We start from the raw sequence: 10,598 nt of genomic DNA on the forward strand, positions 1-10,598 counted from the left end.
CGGCAATCATAAGCCTCTTTTCACGATATTACAAAAACTTAGCAGCCGACTGAAACGCAGGAAGAGCCTCCCTCGATACCTACCAAGCCTTGGTCATGACGTTCCAGGGCAACCCGCCGATGCCTCAGCTGGGGTAGCTTGGCCGGGGTACCTGAACAGTTGCCTTGAACCTAAGTTGCGCGGGCAGCCCACTTTCTTCTTGGCGTGCTTGGCGCCTTGGCGTGAGATATTCAGGCTAGGACTAAAGGCATTACCCCGGCAGCAGCGGCGAGAGCCAGCGCCCGAATTGACTCGGCTGGCGGCTTTGAATGAGCACGGTCCCAGGCCCGTGGAAGCGGCAGACGATGTTCTCACCCGAGGTGAAGGCAGCGACCAGCCCGGGGTTGCCCAGCTCCAGCCCATACTGCATGGAGGCCGACCACGCGACCAGGTGGCCGTTGTCGATAATCTTTTGCTCGCCCGGTCCCAGGCGCAGCGTATGGATGGCGCCGAATGACTCCAGAAACAGCAGCCCTTGGCCGATGGCCTTGAGGATGAAAAAACCCTCGCCACTGAACAGGCCCTTGGCGATGTTCTGCATCTTGCTGCTGACCTCGACCCCCTGGGAGCAGGCGAGAAAGGCGCCGCGGGCAATGACCAGCCCCTCCGCCGGTTGGACCTCCACGGCGGCAATGTCGCCCGGCGCGGCCGGGGCGAAATAGACCGAGCCGGCACCGCGGGCGGCGGTCAGGGTCTGGAGAAAAAAGCTCTCGCCGCTCACCAGGCGGCTGAGGCCGCTGAGTAGCCCGCCTTGCGTCGTGCTGTCCACCGCGAGTGTCGGGCTCATGGCGACCATGGCGTCTGACTGCGCCTTGATCTGCTGGCCCTGCGGCAGGTCGACCCGGGCAAGTGCGAAGGCCCCGCGATAGAGGATCGCGTAGTCGAGCCCGGCTGCCGCCGAACGCAGCGTCTCGCCGCGGTTGGGCGGTGCGCCAGCCGCCGACGCGGTGTTGCCACAGGCCCGGGACTGCGGCTGGGGTTGTGGCGGCACCTCGGTAGTCGGCTGATCGGTACCGATGTCGACCCCGAAATGACTCGCCAGCGGTCCCAGCCCGCCGGCAAAGCCCTGGGCAACTGCCCGGAATTTCCAGCCGTCCTGATGCCGGTAGACCTCGCACAGGATGAGGGCGGCCTCCTGCATACCGCCGGTCGGGGGGCTGAATCGGGCCACTTCGACCCCCGCCGCATCACGCACCCTGACCTCGATCCGGCTGGCCTGGGCGAACGGGCCACCGCCATACAGGGTGAGACAGACGGCGACCTTCGACACCTGCGTGGACAGTGCGCCGGGGACGATCCGTAGCCGTCGATGCGCCCCCGCCACCTCGCTGAGCGCGACGCCGCCGCAGGGCGAGCGCGGGCTGTTGTAGAAGACAAAATCATCGTCCGTGCCGACGCGACCGCCCGTCTGCAAGAGGAATGCGCTGGCATCGACGTCCTTGCCGCCGGGTTTTTCTGGTTCCCAGAGTACGTCCACCACGATCTCGGTCGTGGCCGGTAGACGCAGGTTACCGCCTGGTTGAAGCTCGGTTGCCATGGCGTCAGCTGCTGCTACGGCTTGGCAGCAAGCGGCTCACCCAGGAGCCGAAGGCCTTGGGATTGCGGCTTTGGATATAGACGGTGCCTGGGCCGCGGAAGCGACACACCAGACCCTCGCCCGAGGTGAGGCTGGACATCCAGCCGGAGCTGGCCTTCTCCAGGCCGTAGTGCATCCCCTCCGGCCAGGCGACCAGATGGCCGTTGTCGACGATCATCTCCTCGCCGGCCGCGACCTCCAATGGATGGATGGACCCATAGCTTTCTACGAACAGCATGCCGCGCCCGGACGCCTTCAAGACGAACAGACCCTCGCCGCTGAACAGGCCGCGGGTGAGGTTTTGCGCGGTGGTGGAGATCTGCACCCCCTCGCAGGCGGCGAGAAAGCCGTCCTTTTGCAGGATGTAGGACTGGCGCCCGTCAAGGTGGATGGGCAGCAGGTCGCCCGGCTGGGACGGGGCGAGCAAGGCGGTGCCGGCACCGCGCGTCGCCTTCAGGGTCTGGAAGAAAAAGCTCTCACCGCTGAACATCCGCCCGAGTCCGCCGAGCAGCCCCCCCTCCAGCTTACCTTCCACGTCGACCGTCGGGTCCATGGCCACCATAGCGTCGGACTGCGCCTTGATGGCCTGTTTGGCGTGCAACTGCACCTCCAACATGGCGAAGGCACCGCGGTAATGCACCCGAAAGGTCAGGTCCTCGAGTGTCTGCAAATCCGATGAGGTCGCGACCATGGCAATTCCCAACGTGGTGAATCTGGACAACGGATGATCAAGGCGCCTTGCTCAGGGCGTAAACAGGCGCTCCAGACGGGCGCGATACCCGGCGGCCTCGGCGTCCTGCTCGGCCGGCGCCCAGGGTGCCAGTTCTTCCCCAAGAAACAGACGGTAAGGCCCAGCCTTGGCCTCCAGGAAGACTGTCCCGGACTCCAGGCAGACCAGAGAGTGATACTGACCCGCGGCAATATCAATCCCAAACACGTCGCTGCCGACGGTCAGGCGCGCCGTCGCGGTGACCTGACCTGCGTCGTCGAAGAAGATCAACCCCATGCTGCCCCGCAGCAGCACCATCAGCTCCTCCTTTTCCGGGTCCAGGTGCCGATGGGGGCGGATGTAGGTGCCCGGCTCCAGCGCGTTGAGCAGCCGGTTGCAGCGCGACTCGTCGGAGGGGTGGAAGTTGTAGTTTTTCCGTTGCCGCGGGCTGGCCTGGGCCTCGCGGATAATCTGCTCCAACAGTGGGTTGGTGATGAGCTTCATGTTCTCCCCGGTTACTTTTGGTGATGGCTTCTCGCTGGCCCGCGCGTGCTCCGAAGTCGCCCGAGTCCAGTCCCTTGTGCAGCCTTCCCCGGTTGCAGCCCGAGGGTCGAAATCGGTGCCGCGACCGGCAACGATTGCCGCCTTTGATCCTTGGCACTGCGCGATGCGGTGTCCATCAGTCTTGGCAAACGTTGGAATTTACGTTGCCGCCGTGCTGGATTCTGGCTTGGGAGCCAGGCTCTTCATACGCAAATGCAGTGCCGCCTTGGCCAACAGGTGTGCACTCACGGGTGCGGTGATGAACAGGAACAGGGTCACCAACACCTCGTGCAGGCTCAGGCCCGTGCCGCGCGTGCTGAACCAGAGGGCGGAGGCCAGGAGCAGGCTGCCGACGCCCAGGGTCGTTGCCTTCGTGGGGGCATGCAGGCGGCAGTAAAAGTCCTTGAGGCGCACGAGGCCTAGGGCGCCGATGAAGGTGAATAGCGCGCCGGCCAGGAGCAGGGCGGATGTCAGCAGTTCGACCATTTCTCTGTTTGCCTATTCGATGATATCGCCGCGCAGCAGGTATTTGCACAGTGCCACCGTGCCGACGAAGCCCAACAGTGCAATCAGGATGGCGGCCTCGAAATAAAGCGTGCTGTCCTGTTGGATGCCGAACAGCACGAGTAGGGCGATGGCGTTCACGGCTAGCGTGTCGAGTGCCAGGATGCGGTCCGGCGCGCTGGGGCCGATCAAGAGCCGCCACAGCGTCAGGGCGAAGGCAGTACCGACCAGTGCGAATGCAATGAGGATGGCGATGCTCAGCATGGGTCGAATACCTGCCGCAATGGGGCCTCATAGCGGGTCTTGACGGTGGCGATCAGCGCGCCCGCGTCGGCCAGGTCCAGGGCGTGGACCAGCAGGATGCGCCGGTCCGGGCTCAACCACGCGGAGACGGTGCCGGGGGTCAAGCAGATGGTGTTGGCCAGTAGGCTGATGGCCAGCTCAGAGGTCAGTTCCAATGGGACCTCGACGAACCCGGGCCGCAACCGTGCCGGCCCGCGCAGTATCAGCCAGGCCACAGTCAGGTTGGCGGCAACGATGTCATAGAGCACCAGGCCGCAGAAGCGCAGCAGGGTGAGCGGGCGGCGGATCTGCACCCGGTCCGGCCAGAAGCGCAGGCTGAAGAGCGGAACGGCCAGGCCCAGGAACAGGCCCAGCAGGACCTGGCCCGGGTCCAGGCTGTTGACCAGCAGGAGCCAGACCGCCGTGATGGTCGGGGTCAGAATGGGGTGGGGCAGCAACCGCCGGATCATGGCCTTGCCTCGCCGTGCGGTCCCAGGACCGCCAGCACATAGTCAACCGGTTGCAGCAGTTGTTGGGCGCTGGCGCTGGTGTAGTCGCTGAGCGGTCCGGCCCCGAGGGTCATGGCGACACCCAGTGCAAGCAATCCGCCGACCAGACCCAGGGCCGCCCCTGTGGGCGTCGACGTATCCGCTGCCGTCGCTCCCTCGGTGGCCCGATAGAACAGCAGGCTGCCGCTGCGCGCCAGGGCCATCAGGGCCAGCAGCCCACCCACCAACACGACCCCCAACACCCAGGGCGCCGACGGATGATCGAGTGCCGCCCGCAGGATCAGGAACTTGCCGATAAAGCCGGAGAGTGGCGGCAGCCCGGCAATCGAGATCGCGCACAGGAAGAAGAGTACCCCGAGTACCCAGTGCCGACCCATGACCGGGCCGGGTTCCAACCGGTCCGCCAGGTCCCCCCGTTGGGCGGCGATCTGGTCGGCGAGCAGGAACAGGGCCGCCGCCGCGAAGGTGCTGTGCGGCAGGTAATAGAGCCCGGCACCGATCCCGGCCGCGCTCCCCAGGCCAACGGCGATGAGCAGGGTGCCGACCGAGGCCAGTACCAGATAGGCGACCTGCGCGCGCAGCCGGTCGCTCCCCATCGCGCCCACTATGCCGACCGCCAGGGTCAGCAGTGCCAGCGGTAGGAGCCAGTCGACGATGAGCGGCCCGCCGAAGATCAGCGTCGAGAGGCGCAGTACGGCATAGGCCCCGACCTTGGTCATGATGGCGAACAAGGCGGCCACCGGTGCGCTGGTGTTGGCATAGGCGCCCGGCAGCCAGAGTGAGAGCGGCACCAATGCCGCCTTCAGTGCGAACACCCCGAACAGCAGCAGCCCGGCGGCGCGGACCAGTGGCAGACGATCGGGGCTCGCGGCCGCCACCTTCATCGCCAGGTCGGCGAGGTTGAGTGTGCCCAGTAAGCCATATAAGAGCCCGGCCGCGATCAGAAACAGTGCCGAGCCGGCCAGATTGATCACCACATAGTGCAGGGCGGCGCGGATGCGTCGCCGCCCGCCGCCGTGCAGCAGCAGGCTGTAGGAGGCGATCAGCAGGACCTCGAAGAAGACGAACAGGTTGAACAGGTCACCGGTCAGGAAGGCCCCGCTGAGACCGAACAGCTCTAGCTGAAAGAGTACATGAAAGTGGCGGCCCGCCCGGTCCGTTCCCAGGCAAGCGTAGGCCAGGGCGAACAGTGCCAGGACGGCGGTCGTGACCAGCATCCAGGCAGTCAGTCGATCGGCTACCAGGCAGATGCCGAAGGGCGCCGGCCAGTTCCCGAGCGAATGGACCAGAATGCCGCCATCGGCCACCGCGCTGGTCAGTACCAGTGCCAGCACCAGCTGTCCGAGCACGCCGGCGAGGGCGAAACCCCGCCGCCAGCGAAGGTCGATGCCCCGGAATAGGAGCAGCAGGATGCCGGCCAGCAGGGGCAGCAGGAGCGGGGCGATGACCAGATGATTCATCTTAATGGTAGCTGCTCATGCGAAGCCGCGAAGATTCGCCTTGTTCATCACCCTGGGAGCGCCGCACCCCAGTGCGGCGTGATCTCGTAGCGACCGCGGCGTTGTGGTTCGCGGATAGGCTGTGCCACACTGGGGTGCGGCGCTCCCAGTGTCATTTGCGGACTGTCCGTTTTTCTGTGGCTCACGGCTCATGGGTTCCATCCACATGATCATTCCCCAACTCCGCCCGCGCCTTGAGCGCCAGCATGATGACAAAGGCGGTCATGGCGAAGCCGATGACGATGGCGGTGAGGACCAGGGCCTGGGGCAGGGGGTCGGCATAGCCTTGGGCATTCGCCGTAATGATCGGTGGTCGGCCGATCCGCAGCCGCCCCATGGCGAACAGAAAGAGGTTCACGGCATAGGATAGCAGGCTTAGGCCGAGTACCACCGGGAAGGTGCGAGCGCGCAGCAGCAGATAGACGCCGGCGGCCGTGAGCAGTCCGATGATCAGGGCGAGTAGGGCCTCCATCACTGTGGCTCCTCGTCAGTGGAGTGGCTCACGTCATGTACCAACCCCAAGTGGATCAGGATCAGCAGGGTGACGCCTACCACCACTAGATAGACCCCGAGATCGAAGGCCATGGCGGAGGCCAATTCAAAGTCGCCGATCAGCGGCCAATGGAAATGGCCGAAACTGGAGGTGAGGAAGGGATAGCCGAAGACCAGACTGCCGAGGCCCGTCAGGGTGGCAATGAGCAGCCCGGCAGCGATCAGCGGGTGCAGATTGGCGGGCAGCCTCGCTTGCGTCCAGGCAACCCCATTGGCCAGGTATTGCATGATCAGCGCGACCGCGGTGATCAGCCCGGCGATAAACCCGCCCCCCGGCAACTGGTGCCCGCGCAGCAGGATGTAGACCGCCACCAGCAGCGCCAGCGGCAACAGCAGGCGCACCAGCGAGGCCATGATCAGCGGGTGGGTGTCCGGGTCCCAGGCCCGCCCCTCACCGTCCGCGGCGGGGGCCGGCAGTCGCAGACCCTCCAGCATGGCGTAGATGCCTAATCCGGCCAGGGCCAGCACCGTGATCTCCCCGAGGGTGTCAAAGCCGCGGAAGTCCACCAGGATCACGTTCACCACGTTGGCCCCGCCGCCGCCCGGCAGGCTGTGGGTGAGGAACCAGTCGGCGATGGACTCATAGGGCCTGGTCAAGACCGCCCAGGCCAGGGCGGCGGTGCTGCCACCCGCGGCCACCGCGAGCACCAGGTCCCGGACCTGGCGTGCGCGACTGGACTCGGCCGGCGTCGACTTGGGCAGGAAATACAGCGCCAGGAGCAGCAGGACGATGGTCACCACCTCCACGGATAACTGGGTGAGCGCCAGGTCCGGGGCGGAGAACTTCACGAAGATCAGCGCGACCCCGAGCCCCACCGCGCCCAGCAGGATCAGGGCGGTGAGCCGCTGCCGGTGCAGGATGACGACCAACACCGTGCTGGCCGCGAGGCCCAGCGCCACCAGTAAGCTCACCGGGTCCACCGGCAGCAGTGGACGGGGACCGGTGAGCGGCGCCGAGTCGGACCAGAACTCTGCCGCCCCCAAGACCAAGGCACTGAGTACAAACAGGAACAGCAGCTGCTGGAGCGAGCCCCGATCCAGCGCCGCCGTCACCCGCCGGGCCAGGTCGAAGACCATGGCGACCAGCCAGTCATAGAGCCGCCACGCCTCCCACCGGCCCTCCAGCCGCGCCGCCAGCTTGAACAGCGGCCGGCGCCCCGCATAGACCAGCACGCCGCCAGTCAGGGCGATCAGGCTCATCCACAGGGCCGGGGTGACGCCGTGCCAGAGGGCAATGCTGTGCTCCGGCAGCGGTCCCCGCAGGACGCCCCGCGCCGCGACCGCCAACAGTGGCTCGACGGTGAGTGCCGGCAGCATCCCCACCAGCAGGCACAGTGCCACCAGCACCTCGACCGGGACCCGCATCCAGCGGGGCGGCTCGTGCGGGGTGCGCGGCAGGTCGATGGGTGCGCCGTTGAAGAAGACGTCATGGATAAACCGCAGCGAATAGGCGACCGCGAAGATGCCCGCCACGGTCGCGGTGAGCGGTACCACCCAGCCAAAATGGAATTCGCTCGCCACCCCCAGCGTCTCGACAAAGAACATCTCTTTGGACAGAAAGCCATTGAAGAGCGGTACCCCGGCCATGGCCGCCGCCGCCACCATCGCCAGTGTTGCCGTATAGGGCATCACGCCCCACAGTCCATTGATGCGGCGCATGTCGCGCGTGCCGGTCTCGTGGTCGATGATGCCCGCGGCCATGAACAGCGAGGCCTTGAAGGTGGCGTGATTGATGATGTGAAAGACCCCAGCCAGCGCGGCGAGCGGAGTGCCGATGCCGAACAGCAGGGTGATCAGCCCCAGGTGGCTGATGGTGGAATAGGCCAGCAGGCCCTTGAGATCATGCTTGAAGAGCGCGAACACCGCGCCGATCAGGAAGGTCAAGAGTCCCGTCAGGCCCACCAGCCAGGACCACTCCAGGGTTCCAGACAGGACCGGAAAGAGCCGCGCCAGCAGAAAGACCCCCGCCTTCACCATGGTCGCGGAGTGCAGATAGGCCGACACCGGCGTGGGCGCCGCCATCGCATTGGGCAGCCAAAAATGGAAGGGGAACTGGGCCGATTTGGTAAAGGCCCCGAGCAGGATCAGCACCAGCGTCGGCAGATACAGCGGATGGGCGCGGACCTGGTCGCCGGCGGCCAGGACGGTCGTGAGCTCATAGCTCCCGGTGATCCGGCCCAACAGCAGAATACCCCCGAGCAGCGCCAGCCCGCCCATCCCGGTGACCGTCAGCGCCATCCGCGCCCCCCGGCGTGCCTCCGCACGCTGCTGCCAATAGCTGATCAGCAGGAATGACGAGAGGCTGGTCAACTCCCAGAAGATTAGTAATTGGATCAGGTTCTCGGACAGCACCACCCCCAGCATCGAACCCATGAAGAGCATCATGCAGGTATAGAAGCGTCGTAGCCGGTCCTGCGGCGAAAAATACCAGCGGGCATAGAGGATGACCAAGAGCCCGATCCCGAGGATCATCAGCGCGAACAGCAGCCCGAACCCGTCCAGCCTGAACGTCAGGTCCAGTCCTTCGCGCGGCATCCAGGCGTAGCGCTCGATCAGCGTGGTCCCTTGGAAGGTCCCGTCGACCAGGGGCGCCAGTGCGGCACTGGCCGCGAGCGTCACCCCGGCCGCCGCCCAAGCGGCGTGCCAGGTCCACAGGCGAGCGACCCAGGCGACCAAGGCGGCGCCCAGGAAGGGGGTGATGACACAGAGCAGCAGGTTCATGTGGCGGTCGGGGGCACGGGCTTCTCGGTCGGTTGGTTGGTTGGTTGCTTGGTCAGATCCCGATTCTAACTGACGGACGGGTCGGGCTGGCGTGAATTCCCAACCGGTGGGAGCGACGTCCCGCCGTGATGGAACCCCGTGGGAGCGGGTTTCAAACCCGCTCCCACGGCAGGTACCAGCTACGTCCTATAGCCGCGAGCTGCGGTCCGGACGTGCTGCGCACTGGCCCAGCCGAGTGACGCCGACTTACTCGCGGATGTGCCCGCAGGGTGCAACTCGCCAATACTTCAGGCGCATCATTTTGATGTTGCTTCTAAATACGGCGAAATCGTCCGCAAGCCGTGAATCCGGCAGATCGACTTGGATGGCCGTTCCAAGGTTATGAACTCTTCGGCACCCCCTCGTAAGGCCGCGGTCACATGGAGTGCATCCGTCGCGCCAAGGTCCAGAGCGGCGGCGAGTTGCAACGCCTCAACCGTCAGCGCGTCGCTGGTCGGCACGCAATGACTGACCGCGTCAAAATAGGCCGCTATGAACTCCATTTCGTCTTCGCGCTTATCAAACATTGGCTTGCGCAGAGTTTCGAGCCGCAGGTAATGGCTGGCAAAGAATGCCCGCTGAGGATCGCCAAGCACACTCATGGCGGCCCCAATCGCCGGATGGTCGCTGCGAAACGTGACAATGAGTATATTGGTATCAAGGTAGGTCTCAATCATCCACAGACTCCCGCCGATCCCCACTGATCTCGTCGAGGATCTCGTCCAGGGTTTGCAGCTTCATCCCTTTGGAGATGGCGCGCTGGCGGATAGCTTGCAGGTTTCTTCCGAGCGCGCTTTACCGCGAGCCGGTGATCCCATCGTCAGCCCGGTCAACTAGCACCGATTGGCTCCAGCGTGACGCGCACCCGACAGCCCGCTGGAAATTCATTGGGTAGCCGGAGCAGATGATCAGCGCACGACAGTTTCCAGGATAGTGGTATTCATCAGGGCAATCGCATCACGCTACTCTAATATTCGGAGAATCTAATTTACCTGTTTTGGGCTTGGCATCTGGTGCTTCTAAAGAGCAACTTCGTCAAGTAGCGTTCATCCCAACCGGTCTTCAAGCGTTTGTTCTTGATGCCGAGTTTGGTGTTGTCGTTCTTCAGCCGCGTCAGCGCAATGTGGCGCAGTACGGCTAGGTTCTCGCGGGCGGCCGGTTCGCGCACGCGGCAGTCATCCTCGCGGAAGGCTACATCGAGACTCCAATGGAGCTCGTTCTCCACGCCCCAGTGATCACGCACGGCGCGAGCGAAGCAGGCCACGTCAGTGGCGATGCTGCCGATGTAGAAGCGGGTTTCGCGGGCGATCTTGCCATCGACTTCACGCTGCGACTCGACCTGCCGATCATGTTCATGCCCTTCCACAGGGCGCTGCGCGGTACCCCGGAGAGATCACCCAAGGTTCGGTAGCGGCGGGTCTCCACCCGTCCATGGCCATGCTCGTGGGTTTCGTGCACCTGCGTGTCGACCCCCGCGTAATCCCGCGCGTCGGCGTCGATGAACGCGTAAGCGTCCGGCGAAGGCTCTTCCTGCGTTTCAGGCGGCTGCTAAGTTTTTGTAATATCGTGAAAAGAGGCTTATGATTGCCGGCCGCTAGGAAGGTTTGCAGGTCTCGGAGTTAGGC

The 10,598-nt window shown here is 64.8% G+C and carries 11 protein-coding genes; all 11 read right to left on the bottom strand.

Features of this window, described 5'->3' with window-relative positions; genetic code table 11:
* Positions 1–250 precede the first annotated feature (250 nt).
* The 11 genes from QZY44_RS31095 to QZY44_RS31145 all read right to left on the bottom strand — a co-directional run bounded on the left by QZY44_RS31095 (position 251) and on the right by QZY44_RS31145 (position 10,339).
* The gene (locus tag QZY44_RS31095) at positions 251–1,576 is read right to left on the bottom strand and encodes a TIGR00266 family protein (RefSeq protein WP_295456782.1); all 1,326 of its coding nucleotides are present in this window, start codon (positions 1,574–1,576) and stop codon (positions 251–253) included.
* Positions 1,577–1,580: 4 nt separating this feature from the next.
* On the bottom strand, positions 1,581–2,306 hold the full coding sequence (locus tag QZY44_RS31100) for a TIGR00266 family protein (RefSeq protein WP_295456784.1): 726 nt from the start codon (positions 2,304–2,306) through the stop codon (positions 1,581–1,583).
* 51 nt (positions 2,307–2,357) lie between these two features.
* Entirely contained in the window at positions 2,358–2,828 is a 471-nt protein-coding gene (locus tag QZY44_RS31105; RefSeq protein ID WP_295456786.1) for a WbuC family cupin fold metalloprotein, read from the bottom strand.
* Positions 2,829–3,026: 198 nt separating this feature from the next.
* Positions 3,027–3,353: a Na+/H+ antiporter subunit G gene (locus tag QZY44_RS31110; RefSeq protein WP_295456789.1), complete on the bottom strand. Its 327-nt coding sequence runs from the start codon at positions 3,351–3,353 to the stop codon at positions 3,027–3,029.
* Between the two features lie 12 nt (positions 3,354–3,365).
* Entirely contained in the window at positions 3,366–3,635 is a 270-nt protein-coding gene (locus tag QZY44_RS31115; protein WP_295456791.1) for a K+/H+ antiporter subunit F, read from the bottom strand.
* Complete coding sequence (locus QZY44_RS31120; RefSeq protein WP_295456794.1) at positions 3,629–4,123, bottom strand: Na+/H+ antiporter subunit E; 495 nt, start codon at positions 4,121–4,123, stop codon at positions 3,629–3,631. Before QZY44_RS31120 ends, QZY44_RS31115 begins: the two co-directional genes overlap by 7 nt.
* Positions 4,120–5,622, bottom strand: a complete 1,503-nt coding sequence (locus tag QZY44_RS31125) for a monovalent cation/H+ antiporter subunit D (protein ID WP_295456797.1) — start codon at positions 5,620–5,622, stop codon at positions 4,120–4,122. The genes QZY44_RS31120 and QZY44_RS31125 overlap by 4 nt, the downstream gene beginning before the upstream one ends.
* Positions 5,623–5,803: 181 nt before the next feature.
* The gene (locus QZY44_RS31130) at positions 5,804–6,133 is read right to left on the bottom strand and encodes a Na+/H+ antiporter subunit C (protein WP_295456799.1); all 330 of its coding nucleotides are present in this window, start codon (positions 6,131–6,133) and stop codon (positions 5,804–5,806) included.
* Complete coding sequence (locus QZY44_RS31135) at positions 6,133–8,934, bottom strand: monovalent cation/H+ antiporter subunit A (protein WP_295456800.1); 2,802 nt, start codon at positions 8,932–8,934, stop codon at positions 6,133–6,135. The genes QZY44_RS31130 and QZY44_RS31135 overlap by 1 nt, the downstream gene beginning before the upstream one ends.
* Before the next feature lie 296 nt (positions 8,935–9,230).
* Entirely contained in the window at positions 9,231–9,650 is a 420-nt protein-coding gene (locus QZY44_RS31140) for a PIN domain-containing protein (RefSeq protein ID WP_295456801.1), read from the bottom strand.
* A gap of 311 nt (positions 9,651–9,961) precedes the next feature.
* Positions 9,962–10,339 (bottom strand): ISAs1 family transposase, encoded by a 378-nt coding sequence (locus QZY44_RS31145; protein ID WP_295456802.1) that lies wholly within the window; start codon positions 10,337–10,339, stop codon positions 9,962–9,964.
* Positions 10,340–10,598 lie beyond the last annotated feature (259 nt).

The organism is uncultured Thiodictyon sp. (genome assembly GCA_903837595.1).
Taxonomy (GTDB): domain Bacteria; phylum Pseudomonadota; class Gammaproteobacteria; order Chromatiales; family Chromatiaceae; genus Thiodictyon.